The organism is Liquorilactobacillus nagelii DSM 13675 (genome assembly GCF_019444005.1).
GTDB lineage: Bacteria > Bacillota > Bacilli > Lactobacillales > Lactobacillaceae > Liquorilactobacillus > Liquorilactobacillus nagelii.
The window spans coordinates 1,782,937-1,797,967 of the sequence record NZ_CP049304.1 but is presented as its reverse complement, the minus strand read 5'-3'; the positions used below and the strand labels follow the sequence as shown (position 1 = coordinate 1,797,967).

General features: G+C 36.3%; 14 protein-coding genes. 9 read left to right on the top strand and 5 right to left on the bottom strand.

Annotated elements, in window-relative coordinates; genetic code table 11:
• Positions 1-3 precede the first annotated feature (3 nt).
• Positions 4-1,260: a peptidase T gene (pepT, locus tag G6O73_RS09155; protein ID WP_157056708.1), complete on the top strand. Its 1,257-nt coding sequence runs from the start codon at positions 4-6 to the stop codon at positions 1,258-1,260.
• A gap of 45 nt (positions 1,261-1,305) precedes the next feature.
• Here the strand turns inward: pepT and G6O73_RS09150 are convergent, their stop codons facing one another.
• Positions 1,306-1,839, bottom strand: coding sequence for a hypothetical protein (locus G6O73_RS09150; RefSeq protein WP_057886625.1), 534 nt, complete (start codon positions 1,837-1,839; stop codon positions 1,306-1,308).
• A gap of 345 nt (positions 1,840-2,184) precedes the next feature.
• Here G6O73_RS09150 and G6O73_RS09145 point away from each other — a divergent pair, with 345 nt between their 5' ends.
• Together G6O73_RS09145 and G6O73_RS09140 are read left to right on the top strand one after the other, a co-directional pair.
• Positions 2,185-2,871 (top strand): hypothetical protein, encoded by a 687-nt coding sequence (locus G6O73_RS09145; RefSeq protein ID WP_157056709.1) that lies wholly within the window; start codon positions 2,185-2,187, stop codon positions 2,869-2,871.
• A 146-nt stretch (positions 2,872-3,017) separates the two neighbouring features.
• A complete protein-coding gene (locus tag G6O73_RS09140; RefSeq protein ID WP_057886627.1) occupies positions 3,018-3,560 on the top strand; it encodes a TetR/AcrR family transcriptional regulator in 543 nt (180 codons plus the stop codon).
• Between the two features lie 87 nt (positions 3,561-3,647).
• On the opposite strand, the gene G6O73_RS09135 is transcribed toward G6O73_RS09140, so the two are convergent.
• The 3 genes from G6O73_RS09135 to G6O73_RS12815 form a co-directional block, all read right to left on the bottom strand.
• Positions 3,648-3,842: a hypothetical protein gene (locus tag G6O73_RS09135; RefSeq protein ID WP_056971947.1), complete on the bottom strand. Its 195-nt coding sequence runs from the start codon at positions 3,840-3,842 to the stop codon at positions 3,648-3,650.
• A gap of 19 nt (positions 3,843-3,861) precedes the next feature.
• Complete coding sequence (locus G6O73_RS09130; protein WP_057886628.1) at positions 3,862-5,631, bottom strand: oleate hydratase; 1,770 nt, start codon at positions 5,629-5,631, stop codon at positions 3,862-3,864.
• A gap of 158 nt (positions 5,632-5,789) precedes the next feature.
• Positions 5,790-7,733: an SEC10/PgrA surface exclusion domain-containing protein gene (locus G6O73_RS12815; protein WP_245002956.1), complete on the bottom strand. Its 1,944-nt coding sequence runs from the start codon at positions 7,731-7,733 to the stop codon at positions 5,790-5,792.
• Positions 7,734-7,930: 197 nt separating this feature from the next.
• On the opposite strand from G6O73_RS12815, the gene G6O73_RS09120 reads away from it, so the two are divergent.
• From G6O73_RS09120 to G6O73_RS09110, 3 genes are all read left to right on the top strand, one after another.
• The gene (locus G6O73_RS09120; protein ID WP_057886629.1) at positions 7,931-9,058 is read left to right on the top strand and encodes a serine hydrolase domain-containing protein; all 1,128 of its coding nucleotides are present in this window, start codon (positions 7,931-7,933) and stop codon (positions 9,056-9,058) included.
• Between the two features lie 206 nt (positions 9,059-9,264).
• On the top strand, positions 9,265-10,704 hold the full coding sequence (locus G6O73_RS09115) for a 6-phospho-beta-glucosidase (RefSeq protein ID WP_057886630.1): 1,440 nt from the start codon (positions 9,265-9,267) through the stop codon (positions 10,702-10,704).
• Positions 10,705-10,727: 23 nt separating this feature from the next.
• Positions 10,728-11,543 carry a Cof-type HAD-IIB family hydrolase gene (locus G6O73_RS09110; RefSeq protein ID WP_057886631.1) on the top strand — a complete coding sequence of 272 codons (816 nt, stop codon included), beginning with the start codon at positions 10,728-10,730 and terminating at the stop codon, positions 11,541-11,543.
• 125 nt (positions 11,544-11,668) lie between these two features.
• On the opposite strand, the gene G6O73_RS09105 is transcribed toward G6O73_RS09110, so the two are convergent.
• On the bottom strand, positions 11,669-12,403 hold the full coding sequence (locus tag G6O73_RS09105) for a MurR/RpiR family transcriptional regulator (RefSeq protein ID WP_083478554.1): 735 nt from the start codon (positions 12,401-12,403) through the stop codon (positions 11,669-11,671).
• A gap of 234 nt (positions 12,404-12,637) precedes the next feature.
• Here G6O73_RS09105 and G6O73_RS09100 point away from each other — a divergent pair, with 234 nt between their 5' ends.
• The 3 genes from G6O73_RS09100 to celB are packed head-to-tail and all read left to right on the top strand — an operon-like array spanning position 12,638 to position 14,697.
• On the top strand, positions 12,638-12,961 hold the full coding sequence (locus G6O73_RS09100; protein ID WP_057886633.1) for a PTS sugar transporter subunit IIB: 324 nt from the start codon (positions 12,638-12,640) through the stop codon (positions 12,959-12,961).
• A 27-nt stretch (positions 12,962-12,988) separates the two neighbouring features.
• Positions 12,989-13,330 carry a PTS lactose/cellobiose transporter subunit IIA gene (locus G6O73_RS09095; RefSeq protein ID WP_057886634.1) on the top strand — a complete coding sequence of 114 codons (342 nt, stop codon included), beginning with the start codon at positions 12,989-12,991 and terminating at the stop codon, positions 13,328-13,330.
• A 14-nt stretch (positions 13,331-13,344) separates the two neighbouring features.
• Positions 13,345-14,697 carry a PTS cellobiose transporter subunit IIC gene (celB, locus tag G6O73_RS09090; RefSeq protein WP_057886635.1) on the top strand — a complete coding sequence of 451 codons (1,353 nt, stop codon included), beginning with the start codon at positions 13,345-13,347 and terminating at the stop codon, positions 14,695-14,697.
• Positions 14,698-15,031: the final 334 nt, after the last annotated feature.

The following is a 15,031-nucleotide window of genomic DNA, read 5'->3' as shown; positions in this document are numbered from 1 at the left end:
GATTTGACTGAGAGTTATCAAACTTTTATTGAACAATTATTTATCAAGTACGCTAAAGTCAACACGCGTTCGGATGAAAATAGTCAAGCAGTTCCGACTACGCCAGGGCAAGTCGCATTGGCAAAAATTGTTTTACAGGACTTAAAACGTATAGGCGTGGAAGATGTCGTTTATGATCCTAAGGATAGCTATGTAGTAGCTTCATTACCCGCAAATACAACAGCTGATATTACTCCGGTTGGCTTTATTGCACATTTAGATACGGCGGATTTTCCAGCTGAAAATGTTTTGCCGCAAGTTCATGAAAACTATGATGGACAGGATCTGGTTTTAAATGAAGAAAAAAAGATTGTGCTGCGAGTAAGTGAGTTTCCCAATTTAAGAAATTATCGTGGTCAAAGACTAATTACCAGTGATGGGACAACGCTACTAGGTGTAGATGATAAAGCTGGTATTGCTAGTATTTTAACGGCTGTTAAATATTTACTGGAACACCCTGCTATTAAACATGGTCCAGTTAGTTTTGCATTTGGGCCAGATGAAGAAATTGGTCGTGGAGCTAAGCGTTTTGATGTCAGCAAGTTCAAAGTTAAATTTGCCTATACCTTAGACAATGGTTTGCCTGGCCAGTTAGAAAATGAGACTTTTAATGCAGCTCAAGCCAAAATTAAAATTAAAGGAACCTCGGTTCATCCGGGAAATGCCTTTGGTTTGATGGTTAACGCAATAACCTTAGCCAATCAAATTATTTCGTTGCTGCCAGCAGATGAGGTGCCAGAAAAAAGTTGTGGACATCAGGGATTCTTTTTAGTAACTGATTTTAAAGCGACGATTGCGCAAGCTGATTTGAATATAATTATCCGAGACTTTGATCAGCAAAAATTTGCAGCCAAGAAAGAATTACTGCAACAAATTGTGACTGATTTAAATCAGCAATTTGAGCGGCCAAGAATTAAGCTAGAACTTAAGGACCAATATTTTAATATCGGCGATGTAATTCAGCAACACCCATATATTACCGAATTAGTTTTAAACGTATATCATAAATTAGGTTTGAAAACGCAAATTCATCCATTTCGTGGGGGAACTGATGGGAATTTTATAACGGCCAAAGGCATTCCTACGCCCAATCTTTTTAATGGTGGGGAAAACTTTCATGGCCCTTATGAATTTGTGACGACTGAGGCCATGCTTACGACTAGTAAGACGGTAGTTGAGATTATCAAGGAACATGCCCAAAATGATCGTTTTGAAGCTTAAATTAATTTAAGGTAGTAAAACAGAACTAGCACTTGAAATAAGTTGCTAGTTCTGTTTTTCGTTTTTGCATGTAACTTTATTTTTTTGGTTGGTAACTGTTGTCGGACTTTTTATTTCTAATGTTAAAGCAGCAGCAGTTTCTTGGGTATATGGTTTATCGATTAAAATACCATAAACTTCGATGTTCGGTTGATAGAGTGAACTGGCTTTTTTTTGATTTAATTCTGCAGTATAACCGAGCTTTTTGAGAATGTAATAGCCTACCGCGGCACTACGACTGATTCCTTGTTCGCAATGAACCACGAAGTATTTATCAGCATATTTGTCAATAAAGTCATCAATGACCTGTTTGTCTTTTTCGGTTAAGCGATTGCTGCCAGCGGGGGTGTTTCGGTCAATTTGATCGGCATAATCCCATTCATCATAAAAAGCCAATGATAGAGTATCCGCATATCTTTTGGAAGCAGTATCTCTAATCGGAGCTTGGTCACCGATACGAATAGCTACGAGATTATTCTTGGTGACTGGCGGGAACCAAGTTAAAAATTTTTTACGGCTCATAATAGTAACTTTGTCCATGAAAAGCTCCTCACTTACAATAATTTATATCAAAATAAATTTTAAATTGATTTTATACTTAATTATAACATGCTTCACTTTTAATAGTTGCTTGAAATAACTTAAAAGCATAAGTATGTAAACCTTTTTTGAAAAAATAAAAACAGGAAATTATTTGTTAATTTACTAAACAAAAAGATATATAATTGTTCTTGTAAACTAATCAACAAATGATAGTTTAGCTATGTTTTTATTAATATTTTTTTGGAAAAGGGGATTTAATTGAAGATGCATTATAAAATGTATAAATCAGGCAAAAAGTAGGTATTTGCAGCAATTATGGGGGCGCTGGCACTAACTTTGGGGATGACAGCAGGTAATGTAGCTGCTGACACTACTACGAACGCTTCCAGTTCAACAGTTGTCGAAAGTAGTGTTGCAAGTTCAGTAAGTGAGATTTCTGCGCATAAGGAAACTGAAAATGATGTTTCAACTAGTGCCACAACAGCAGTTAGTTCAGCAACGACAAGTCAAGCTTCTAATACAGCTAAACCAGCTGAAAAGCAGTCAGCATCTTCGGTAGTAACAACCGCAGATTCTAGTTCAAATGATACAAACAGCATGAACGCTGACTCGAAAACAGCGTCGAGCCAAACGACTTCTGGTACTACTTCTACTGAACCAGCTGCTCAAACTACGTCTAAGAAAATTTATGCAACTGAGCAACCGAATGCAACAGCTTCCAAGACACCAACTACTAATAACAATCAAACTAATCAGGAATCTAAAACTCCAACAACACCGACATATCAACAGATATACGAAAATGGTCATTGGTATTTAATTAATACTACTAATAATCAAAAATTAACAGGATTCCAGAAAATAATCGATCAAAATAAGACGGTTTATTATAATCAAACCCGCTTATTATCAGTATCTGGTCATAATCGAGATAGTAAGGGAAATCATGCTAAAAACTATGCAGTGTCGGATTTACAGTTTGAATCTGAATGTTCGGGAATGACTTTCTATGTTTATCGTAAAGCCTAATTAAAAAAGTAATTATTGAGTAAAAAAAGTATCAAAGTTAGTGACCTGATTTTGATACTTTTTTTTCGTAAAGCGGTTTGAAATTTTCAATGATGTATAATTGGTATCAACAACTAAATTGATTAATTAATTGGGAGATAGTGACTATGGACAAAAGGATTGTGCGGACGCAAGCTAAAGCTGAAAAAGCTTTGTTTGAATTGATGCAAGAGCAAAACTTTTCGGAAATTTCAATTACGGATATTGCTAATCAAGCAAAAATATCACGAATGGCTTTTTATCGCAACTATAACAGTAAGGAAGATATTTTGAACAAGTTTATTCAAAAAGAATATGCAACTTTTGTTGATGACATTACGACGCATCATTTTAAAGAATTAGAGCAGTTGTTGGAAGTTTATTTTGATTATTTTAAAAATAATCCAGCTGTTTTATCGGCAATTGTTAGCGCTTCAATTGAAGGCTTTGCTCTTCGAAAGCAAAGTGACTACTTGCTTGACTTTTTTAAAACGCGAATTAAAAATCAGCAGCCAGCACCAATAGAGATTGCATATTATTCGGGCGCTATTTTTGCTAGTTTACTATATTGGCGAGAAAACGATTATCAATATTCCGCAGCCGAGTTGGCCGAGCACCTAGCAGAAAAGATCAAAAATGATTTACTGCGAACCGGCGAAAAAATATTTTAGCCGGTTAATGGAAAAACAAAACAATCAAAAAAGGGGGTACGGCAATTTTACTTTTGCAGTGCCCCCTTTTACTAGGCTTAGGCTAAATTACTTTGTTAGGCCATGCCCTAGGGTTTGGGTTTCTCGTAAATAAACTGGATCGGTCTTCGAGATTTGGGAATTCTTTGAGCAACAACCTAGTCGATGACGACAGCAACTGTCTTTTTGGGGTTTAAGATATTTTCCAATTACAACCCCAGTAGCTAAAGCGATTGAAATTAAAATTAAATGCTGCTTTTTCATGAATTCTTCCTCCTTTGATTTAGAGTAATTTTTGAGATTTCAAAATTTCTTCAAGATAGGTGCCATGAACCTTTTTCAAAAAGGCATTTAGACCAATTTTTTCAATTTGATTTAAAGGCAATTCGGTCAAGCTCTTTTTATCATTCAAATAATATAAGGCACTTAAGATTGTTCGTAAGTCAAAGGCGGAATCAAAGACTTCTGGGATGCCACGATCAACGTCAAGCAGTCGGTAGACAGCTTCCATAGCAGTTCTGACAGAGTATTCAGTTGTAAAGACGGTGTCTCGCTCAGTTTCGGCAAAGTTCCCAATAAAAGCCAAATTGCTTGAACCTTCAGGGACAACTAAGGGACGATCACCAGCTTGGCGTGGCATAAAGTATGAAGTAATGTATGGCATATGAATTGGAATTGAATTAGCTGTTTGCGCGATCTCAGCAATTTGATTTTCTGGGACACCAATATGATAAAGAAATTCTTGACAGATTTCTGCGCCACTGCAATCAGTAATTTTTTTGTGAATATAATTTCCCGGCTGATCGGAAAAGAGACCGTATAACCATACGATTAATTCATTTGGCTTTTGTTGCTGAAAATGTGGTTGACGGCTGATGGAAATTCCTAATAACCAGTTTGAGTCTCTGATGGAGACTGGGCCACTGGTAACAATTGAACCACTATACGGATCTTTACCAGTAATTTTTTGAATATAGGGTACGATTCGATCGTCTTTAAAGGTGCAAGTTGCCGACATGACCCAGTTAGCCACTGGAATATCTTGATAAAATTTAGCTGGATGTCCGAAAGCTGAGTCTTGAGCCGCTAATTTTTCCCATAATTTCCAACTAGCACCGGTTGGATGCGTTGCTGGTGCTGAATGTTCATTGTCACCATAAGTAGTACTTTCAGTAATTGATCCATTTGTAACGAAAACCAAATCGTCAGGTGTTAGGTCGAGGCTTTGCTGATTACCATCGATCGTTAGCTCAATTTTAACAGCTTGTTTTTGTTCACCGGTTTGTTCAACAATAATATTGTCAACAGTGGTATTGTATTGGAATTTAACGTCGTGATCTTCAAGATATTTAATTAGAGGTTTAATTAATGATTCATACTGATTATATTTGGTAAACTTCAGTGCAGACATGTTTTGCAAGGTGCCAACATGATGGACAAAGCGTAATAAATAACGGCGCATTTCCATTGCACTTGCCCAAGGCTCGAAAGCAAACATGGTGGACCAATAGAGCCAGAAATTTGATTTAAAGAAGTCATCGCTGAAAACTTGATTGATTTTGACATTGTCAAGTTGGCTTTCCGGTGTTAGCACTAATTTGGCGATTTCTTCAATTGCTTTTCGGGAAAGCGTCAACTGACCATCACTGGCTAACTGATTACCACGTTTTTCGATTACGCGGGTGTGTGAATTACTTGGATCGGCTTTATTTAGCCAATAGAATTCGTCAAGTACCGAAACACTGGCATCTTCTAAGGTAGGAATTGAACGAAAAAGATCCCAAAGAGTTTCAAAGTGAGGTTCCATTTCACGCCCACCACGAATAATATAGCCACGTTGTTCATTTAAAATCCCATCCATGCTGCCACCGGGAAGTCCAAGTTCTTCAAAAACATGAATTTGGTTTCCAGGAACCTGACCATCGCGCACTAAAAAAGCGGCGGCAGCTAAACCGGCTAAACCGGCCCCAACAATATAGGCTGATTTCTTGGTGGCGTTTGCTGGTTTTTTAGGCCGAGCAAATGCTTCATAATTACCACTACTGTAGTACATGAAAATCCCTCCTTGTAAAATAAGATACCAAGTATTTGTTACATCTGTAACTAAATATAATATAAAACACTTAACAAATTTATTCAATCAAAATTATTTTCTCAATTAATATGGATAAAAAAGACTGCAGCAGATTTGCTACAGTCCTAGAAAATTAGTTAAATACGAGCTCCAGTTTGAGTATTGAAGCGATATGTTTTGCCTTTGATTTTTTGAAAGCCATAAAGCATTTGCCCGTTGTTATTGTAGTAAACAGTTTTATGCTGGTTGGCGATATATTGGAAGCCAGTTTTCATTGAGCCAGTCACCGTATCAAACAAGTACCAATGTCCATTGAGATATTGTTGTCCATAAAGCATTTGCCCGTTGTTATTGTAGTAAACAGTTTTGTGCTGGTTGGTGATATATTGGAAACCGGTTTTCGTTGAGCCGATTACAGTATCAAACAAGTACCAATGCCCATTGAGATATTGTTGTCCATAAAGCATTTGCCCATTGTTATTGTAGTAAACAGTTTTATGCTGGTTGGCGATATATTGGAAGCCAGTTTTCATTGAGCCAGTTACCGTATCAAACAAGTACCAATGCCCATTGAGATGTTGTTGCCCATAAAGCATTTGCCCATTGTTATTGTAATAAACAGTTTTATGCTGGTTGGCGATATATTGGAAGCCAGTTTTCATTGAGCCAGTCACCGTATCAAACAAGTACCAATGCCCATTGAGATGTTGTTGCCCATAAAGCATTTGCCCGTTGTTATTGTAATAAACAGTTTTGTGCTGGTTGGCGATATATTGGAAGCCGGTTTGTTTAACATTATTTTGGTACAAGTACCAATGCCCATCTTCGTAATACTGCCCATTCTTATTATGCTTGCTTTGAGCAGTTGTCAAAGCATTTTGAGCATCTTCTAATTGTTGTTTGGCAGAATTGTATTTTGTCAAAGCATTGGCATAATTTTTATTTGCTACATCTAACGCATTTTGGGCAATGGAGATTTGCGATTGGTTAGTGGTTAGTGGAGTTGTGTCAAAATTTGCTGTAAATTTAGTTTGATCAATCACATAATCTGGTTTAATTAATTCTAAATGAATGTTGCCATATTGATCAAAACTCACTGCAAAATATTCTGCACTAATTCCTTCAGCAGCAGTGATGTCTAATCCCAGCAGAGAATGGGCATGAGCATAGGATTCACTAGCATCGTTGAATAGCATGTCATAAATTGCGTTATAAAGATATTGCTTAGCGGCATAAACGGTCATTTTTGTAGTGAAACTATTTGAAAATGATTCCATGTCTTCATAGTAGTTGCCTCCCTGATCAAGTCCATTTATAGCGGCAGCTTTTTGGATTGCTGGAACATCATGATTTCCTTTGGCATAACCATTCCAATGATCGCTATTGTAATTAGCAGCGACTTGTTTGGCAAAATTAATTGCTCCAGACGTAACGATCAATGAAGTGTTTAAATAATCAGAAGTAGCAGTTTGCTGATTATTAAGGGCGGAATAGTTTAGTTGACCACGTAAATTATTAATCAAACTGGCGGCATAGGCTGAAAGATTAGCAGCTTGTGCTTGAGTTAAATTATTAGTATCTATAACAGTATTTTTATCATTGGTTTGGTTATCTACAAATGAAGTTCCACTGGCGGGTCCTTCGTTTAAAACACTCCAATCATTAGTAATTTCGTTTTTTTGCTTGCTAGTTAAAGTAATTTGGCTTCCATCAATAAGGTTTACCTGCTGATTCTTTAAATCATTCAGCTTTGTTTGTGCGTTATTCTTAATTGTTTCTGCGCTTGTTAATTGATTAGCAGCTTGTTGGACAGCTTGTTTAGCTTGGTTGGTTTGGGCTTGAGCTGTAGCAACATCTTTAGTTGCAGCACTATAAACATGGATTGGATTAGAACTACTACTTGTTAAGCTAGCTGTAGCACTAGAACCATTCTGTTGCGGTGCAGTTGTTAGGCTACTGGAATCAGTAGCTGCGACAGTATTTTGGTTGTTGGTAGCTGCCTTTACTTGTCCCTCGGTAAGTATAATTGCAGCAGCCAATGTCAATGCTACTATTAATTGATAGACTCTCGGTTGTTTCACTTTAAATTATTCCTTTCCTGCAAATTGTAGCTTGAATGTTAAAGCTTTTCATAACTTATTATTTAATAGTGACTGCTGCAAGTCAATGGAGAATTTAAGAAAAAATTTAAGTTAAGCAAAATTCCTAAAACAAACTTAAGCAACATTAAGTCTAAATTCCTTTAAAATATAAAGTACATCAACTTGGAGGAAAAAAATTGAAAAAGGGACGTTTATTAATTGTTTTGGGGGTACTTGGTTTGTTAGGGGTGTTTGGCTTTTTGGTCAACAATGTTCGGCAGGAAAAGGAGTTTAAGAATCAAGAAAGAATTACTAAAAAAAGCCAAACTAATCATCACCAACAGCATCATTCAGTGAAAAAACAGGAAACAGCAGTTGCTACAATTGATCGAAATCAGCAATTGGATCAATTACTCCAAAAAGTAGGATTCAACGGAACAGCTCTGATTGTAAAGAATCAACAAATTGTTTTACGAAAAGGCTATGGAACTGCCAATCAAGCCCAGCAAACTGCTAATACTTCGCAGACGCTTTTTCCGATAGCTTCAACAGAAAAAGCTTTGATTGCAACTAGTATTTTACAATTAGATCAGCAGCATCGCTTGTCAGTCAATGATCCGATCAACAAATATTTGCCAGGATTTCCTAATGGGTCGCAGATTAAATTACGAAATTTTTTGACCCATACTTCAGGAATTGTCGGTCGCGCAGAAGATAACCAGAACAAATCATTGGATCAGATGATAGCTGAAATTGAACATAATGGTATTCATCGACCACTGGGTAGTTGGCAATACGAAGACTCAAATTATACGGTTTTGGTTAAGGTTTTAGAAAAGGTGACTCATGAGAGCTTTAAAAAATATTTGATGCAACATGTTTTTAAACCAGCAGGAATTGAAACGGTTGGTTATGTTAATCAAAATTTCAGCGGCTTAAAAAATGCCTCAATTGGTTATCTTAAACAAAATAATCAACTGACTGCAGTAACAATACCGAACTTTTCTCAACTATATGGGGTAAGTGATATGTATATGAGTGTTACCTCGATGTATCAATTTGATTGGGCCCTGAAAAATAAAAAATTGCTCGATGCGGCTCACTTGCAGCTGATGTTCACTCCAGGCAGTAGTTCACATTATGGAATGGGTTTTTATAATGATCCCGGATTGATTGTTAATCGTGGTTATGTCGCGGGATGGGTTATTTCGAATGGATTCACCCATGATGGACAGGATTATATTTTGTTGTTTTCTAATGTTAAAGATAAACAACTTTCATTAGGAAAATTAAACAGTGAAATTTTACAAATATTGAGAAAATAATTTACAGCGAATAAGATCAACTGGATACAAACCTAAAATCAGGTTTGATGTTCCAGTTTTTTTGTCTAATAAGCAGTTGGTAGCTGTTTCAAAATTGTAACAGATTACTTTTGTTTTGTTACTGTTACTATCGTTATGCATCATATGTTAGCGGATTCAAAGCACGTTATAATTAAGAAAATAAATTGAAAAAGGAGATAGCCAAAATGAAATATAAAATACCAAAAGACTTTTTGTGGGGTGGGGCAGTTGCCGCCCACCAATTAGAAGGAGGTTGGCAAGCTGACGGGAAAGGAATTAGTATTGCAGATGTAATGACAGCAGGCGCTAATGGAGTTCCACGGCAAATTACAGCAGGCGTTTTGTCAGATAAATTTTATCCAAATCACGAGGCTATTGATTTTTATCATCATTACAAAGAAGATATTAAATTATTTGCCGAAATGGGATTTAAGAGTTTTCGAACATCAATTGCCTGGACGAGAATTTTCCCGCAAGGTGATGAAGAGCTACCTAACGAAGCTGGTTTAAAATTCTATGATAATTTATTTGCTGAATGTCACAAATATGGAATTGAGCCGGTTATTACGTTGGCTCACTTTGAAATTCCGTATCATTTGGTAAAAGAATATGGTGGATGGCGTGATCGCCGGGTAATCGACTTCTTTATTCGTTTTGCAACCACAGTGTTTAAACGTTATCGTCATCAGGTGAAATATTGGATGACTTTTAATGAAATAAATAATCAAACTGACTATCAAGAACAATTTTTAATGGCAACCGATTCTGGATTAGTGTTAGAACCAAATGATCCAGATAGTGAAGCATTAATGTATCAGGCTGCTCATTACGAACTAGTTGCTAGTGCTTTAGCGGTTAAAATTGGTCATCAAATTAATCCCGAATTTAAAATTGGCTGTATGATTAACGTTTCACCGCTATATCCTGCAACTTGCAATCCACAGGATACTTTCCAAGCATTGAAAGCGATGCAGCGGCGGTATTGGTTTGCCGATGTTCATGCATTGGGGAGCTATCCACGTCATATGGAGGCTTTCTTTGCTGAAAAAGGGTTACGGTCAGATATTACTGCTGAAGATCGGATTGTTCTAGCTGAAGGAACCGTAGATTATATTGGTTTTAGCTACTATAATTCAATGACGGTTGCTGCACAGACCACTAATCCTGAATTTCACTTTGTCGGACCCGAAGCAGTCCAAAAAAATCCATATTTACAAGCCAGCGATTGGGGGTGGCCGATTGATCCACTTGGCTTGAGGTATTCTTTAAATTGGTTGGCAGATCATTATCATAAACCATTGATGATTGTGGAGAATGGTCTGGGGGCAAAAGATGAGCTAACTGCTGACGACCAGATTCATGATCAGTATCGAATTGCTTATCTGAAAGCGCATATTCAAGCGATGAAAGACGCAATTGAAAAGGATGGAGTACCGGTTATTGGTTACACTCCATGGGGATGTATTGATTTAGTTTCCGCTGGAACGGGTCAAATGTCGAAAAGATATGGTTTTATTTATGTTGATCGTGATGACCAAGGAAAAGGTAGTAATAGGCGTTTAAAGAAGGATTCATTTTACTGGTATCAAAAGGTTATTAAAACTAATGGTTCAGAGCTGGATTAGTTATATCTAAGGAGCAACAATTGATGGAACTTAAAATGATCGCAATTGATCTTGATGGTACATTGCTAAACTCTCACGGAAAAATTTTACCACGAACTTTAGCTGCAATTAAGACGGTGCTTACACGTAAAATAAAAGTTGTATTTTGCACAGGCCGATCCTTGGTTGGAATTCAAAAGTACTTACGTGAATTAGGGATTAACAATCAATCGGATCAATATGTAATTACTTTTAATGGTGCTGTAATTGAAACAACGGCTGGGCAAGTATTAAGTAGCTGTCTAATTAATAACCAGTACTATCGAACATTAACTGTTTTTGGACAACAGCATCAGTTACCTTTTAATGTTGCTGTACCTGATGGAAGGCTTTACACTGCTAATTACGATGTTAATCGATTGATTATTTTACAAGCTTGGGAAAATTCAGCAGGTCTTTTAATTCGTCAACCTAAAGAATTGCCATCAGATTTTGAAATTGCTAAGGGATTGTATGTTGGCGAAAAAAAATTAATTTCACAGATGGAACCGCTTGTTACAGCGACGTTTGGTCAACAATTATATATTGTTCGGACTAGTGATAATTTTTTAGAAGTTATGCATCCAAAAGTCAGTAAAGGCCAAGCTTTAAAAAAATTGTCAAACATTTGCACAATTAAAAGCAGTGAAATTATGGCGATTGGGGACGGAGAAAATGATATCCCACTGTTTGATTTTGCTGGAATAGCAGTTGCAATGGGGAATGGAACTGTTAGAGCTAAACAGCACGCTGACTATGTTACCGCTGATAATGACACAGATGGGGTAGCGGCCGCAATTGAAAAATTGGCTAATAATTGAATTACGAGAAGTTGAAGTGTTATAAATAATTAGAAGTAAAAAAAGCAGGCTAATCAGAGTTAGCTTGCCTTTTTTGTTTAACTGTACGCAATCTCGCGCTTTTTTGACACGTATACTATTGAAAATTAGCGTTGACCAATATTTCTAGCGAGCGATTCTAAGATGAAAAGTACTGGAACTTGTGTAGTAATGTTGAGAGTATCCTTAATAACTTCAGGCTTAACATTATAAGCAAAATTGATTTCTGACACTTTTGCTAACGTGCAGTAATTATTATTAGTAATACTAATGATATGGAAATTCTCTCCTTTTAAACTAACAGCTCGATCCACAACTTCCGGGGTTTCTCCACTAACTGAAAGCATAATTGCAATTTGATTAGTGTTACTATGCAGTTCTTTAGGTAAAGGATAGAAAGGATCGATATTGTAGATTGAGTTAACCCCAAAATTTGAAAATTGGCGAGCCCCATATTGTGCTAATACACCGGAGGTCCCAATTCCAAAAAAAAGAACGTTGTTGGTGTTACTGATTAACTTTTTAAAAGAAGTCAACTCACGTGAATATTGTTGCAACAAAGGTCGTTTGAAAAATTCGTGTGATAAATCAATAATTTCTGTGTCGTAGTTTGTTGCTAATTGTGCAGTTTGCAGGTCGAGCTTTTGTTGTTTTGAAGCAAATTTAAATTCATAGAAACTATCGTAACCCATTTTTTTGATGCACCTAATAATTGAGGCGGATGAAACATGGACGGTACCCGCTAGTTGACGAATACTTAGCTTGAGTATTTCACTTGGATGGGCAATTAAATAGTTGTAAATTATAATTTCTGTTGGAGTGAAGTCTTTCAAGTCAATCATTGTTTATCCGAACCTTTCTTTGAGCCGTTAATAATTAAATTATAAAATAATAACTTAAAAAATACAAAATTACAATTTGTTTCATTATCTGTAAAATGTAACCGTTTTCTTTAAATGAGTATTATTTAGCAGAACTTACAGTTAAAATTATAGTTGTAAGGAAAAGGCAGGTGTGATGAAATGTAAGAATTTTATCGAAATGATGCCAAAGAAAATAGTCGGGAGGAATTTATGATGAGTGAAGAAACAAAAACAATTATGTTATGCTGTGCTGCTGGCATGAGTACCAGTATGTTGGTTAAACGAATGCAAGAAGCTGCCAGTCAAAAAAAAGTTGTAGCCAAGATTTTTGCTTGCCCAGCTGCAGAAGTAAGTGAGAAGTTAGAGCAAGAAAATATTAATTGTATTTTATTAGGACCACAAGTTCGTTACATGTTGAATGATATAAAGAAAAAAGTTGGTGATAAACCAATTAAGGTTGATGTCATTAATATGCAAGCGTATGGCATGATGAATGGGGAAAAAGTTTTGGAGCAAGGATTGAGTTTAATTGATTAATTTTAACTTTGGGAGAGGGATGATTTAATGGCAGAAAGTAGTGAAGAAGAGCAACAGTTAATGCAAGCAATGGGACTGATCACCAATGCGGGAAATGCAAAATCGTTGGCGATGGAAGCAATTCATGCTGCACATGACAATGATTTTACAGAAGCTCAAGCTAAAATTGATGAAGCTAACAAAGCATTAATTGAGGCACACAATATGCAAACCAAAATGTTGACAGCAGAAGCCAATGGACAACATTCCCAATTGACGTTGCTAACTGTTCATTCACAAGATCATTTAATGACGGCTATCACCTTTATCGATTTAGCCCAAGAATTAATAAAAGTTTATCATAAATTAGCGGATTCTGATAGTAAATAAGGGGGTATCAAACAATGGAAAACTCAGATGCATTTAAAGAAAAAATGACGAATGCAGTTGGAAAATTTGCTGGTTCACGTTTTGTTCGAGCAATTATGGAAGCGGGTTATAGTGTTATTGCTTTTTCAATTATTGGAGCAATGTTTTTGATTTTAGAAGTCTTACCGCAAGCCTTTCCGATTCCAGGCTTTGCTGGTTTTTATGCAGAAACTTTAGGACGTTTTACTAATTTGTTCCAAGTAGTTTATAATTCAACAATGGGAATTTTAGCACTGATTTTTGCTGGGACATTCACTTATAGTTATACCAAAATTTATCAAGAAGAAGAACATCTTAACTTGAATCCTCTGAATGGATTACTGATGTTTTTAATGGCAATGTTTATTACCGTGCCACAATTAGTTTGGAAAGGCGGTACAGTTCAGTTTGTTCAATCTTTAAATAAAGCTAATATCATTGGCGGTGGTTATGCGGTTTCAGCCTCAGGGGTTACCCGAATTGCAGCTGTTGGTATTTTTACTGGGTTAGTTGTTGGTTGGTTAACGGTTCAAATTTACCGTTTTACAATTAAACATAATTGGTCAATCAAGATGCCGGCTTCAGTTCCAGCTGGAGTAGCCAATTCATTTAGTGCTCTGATTCCAGGATTTTGTGTAGCATTTGTAATTGCATTACTCAACCTTATTTTAGTATTTGCGGGAACAGATATTTTCAAGGTCTTGTATATTCCGTTTTCATTTGTTAGCAATATTGCCGATACATGGTGGGGCTTCTTAATTATTATTTTCTTGATTCATTTTCTCTGGTGGTTTGGAATTCACGGTGCAACTATTGTTAGTTCCTTCTATACGCCGATTATTTTAGCCAACATGGCTGCAAACGTTAAAGGAGCCAATCATTTCTTTGCTGGTGATCCAATGAATGCTTTTGTTATCATTGGTGGTTCTGGGGCTACCTTGGGAATGGCAATCTGGCTGTTTTCAAGAGCAAAATCTGCCCAACTAAGAGAAATCGGTAAAGCAGAAATTGTCCCGGCGATCTTTAACATCAATGAACCGATTATTTTTGGCTTGCCAATTGTTTACAATGTCCAGTTGTTTATTCCGTTTGTGTTTGCTCCACTTGCATCAGGAATAGTGGCGTATCTTGCAGTAACTTCTAAGCTAGTTCATAAAATTATTGTTCAGCAACCATGGCCAACGCCAGTTGGATTAGGTGGTTTTATTGCGACAGCTAGCTGGGAAGGTGCAGTTTTAGCGATTATCTGTGCGGCAGTGGCCTTTGCCGTGTGGTATCCATTTATCAGACACTATGATCGTACTTTACTGAAAAAAGAACAAGCAATGGCAACCGAAGAAATTAAATAAAGTACTTGTCTTCACTAGACCGGAGCAGTTGAAGTGTGATTGAGTTAAAAACTGGTTAATGAAGACAATGGGAAAGTTAGTTCAGGTATTCAAAAAGAATATTTGGACTAACTTTTTTTGTTTATTGACTGATATTTTTATTAAGTGTTATATTATAGACTTTATAATATTAGTAAAAAATAAAATAAAACAGCTGGATAATTAAAAAACGATAATTTTTAATTGAACATTTGTCTAAATAAAGCCGATGACAATATCATTTATTAAAAAAATAAAGCTCTGAAACATAATTTTTTTAAGCTTAAATATGCTATACTAAAGATGGATAAAGATT

What these genes read in the sequence shown, in the direction of transcription:
- G6O73_RS09095 (WP_057886634.1), top strand. Translation starts at nt 12,989, where the DNA reads ATGGCAGAAAGTAGTGAAGAAGAGCAACAGTTAATGCAAGCAATGGGA.
- G6O73_RS09145 (WP_157056709.1), top strand. Translation starts at nt 2,185, where the DNA reads ATGACAGCAGGTAATGTAGCTGCTGACACTACTACGAACGCTTCCAGT.
- G6O73_RS09130 (WP_057886628.1), bottom strand. Translation starts at nt 5,631, where the DNA reads ATGTACTACAGTAGTGGTAATTATGAAGCATTTGCTCGGCCTAAAAAA.
- G6O73_RS09115 (WP_057886630.1), top strand. Translation starts at nt 9,265, where the DNA reads ATGAAATATAAAATACCAAAAGACTTTTTGTGGGGTGGGGCAGTTGCC.
- G6O73_RS09110 (WP_057886631.1), top strand. Translation starts at nt 10,728, where the DNA reads ATGGAACTTAAAATGATCGCAATTGATCTTGATGGTACATTGCTAAAC.
- G6O73_RS09135 (WP_056971947.1), bottom strand. Translation starts at nt 3,842, where the DNA reads ATGAAAAAGCAGCATTTAATTTTAATTTCAATCGCTTTAGCTACTGGG.
- celB (WP_057886635.1), top strand. Translation starts at nt 13,345, where the DNA reads ATGGAAAACTCAGATGCATTTAAAGAAAAAATGACGAATGCAGTTGGA.
- G6O73_RS09105 (WP_083478554.1), bottom strand. Translation starts at nt 12,403, where the DNA reads ATGATTGACTTGAAAGACTTCACTCCAACAGAAATTATAATTTACAAC.
- G6O73_RS09100 (WP_057886633.1), top strand. Translation starts at nt 12,638, where the DNA reads ATGAGTGAAGAAACAAAAACAATTATGTTATGCTGTGCTGCTGGCATG.
- G6O73_RS09150 (WP_057886625.1), bottom strand. Translation starts at nt 1,839, where the DNA reads ATGGACAAAGTTACTATTATGAGCCGTAAAAAATTTTTAACTTGGTTC.
- G6O73_RS09140 (WP_057886627.1), top strand. Translation starts at nt 3,018, where the DNA reads ATGGACAAAAGGATTGTGCGGACGCAAGCTAAAGCTGAAAAAGCTTTG.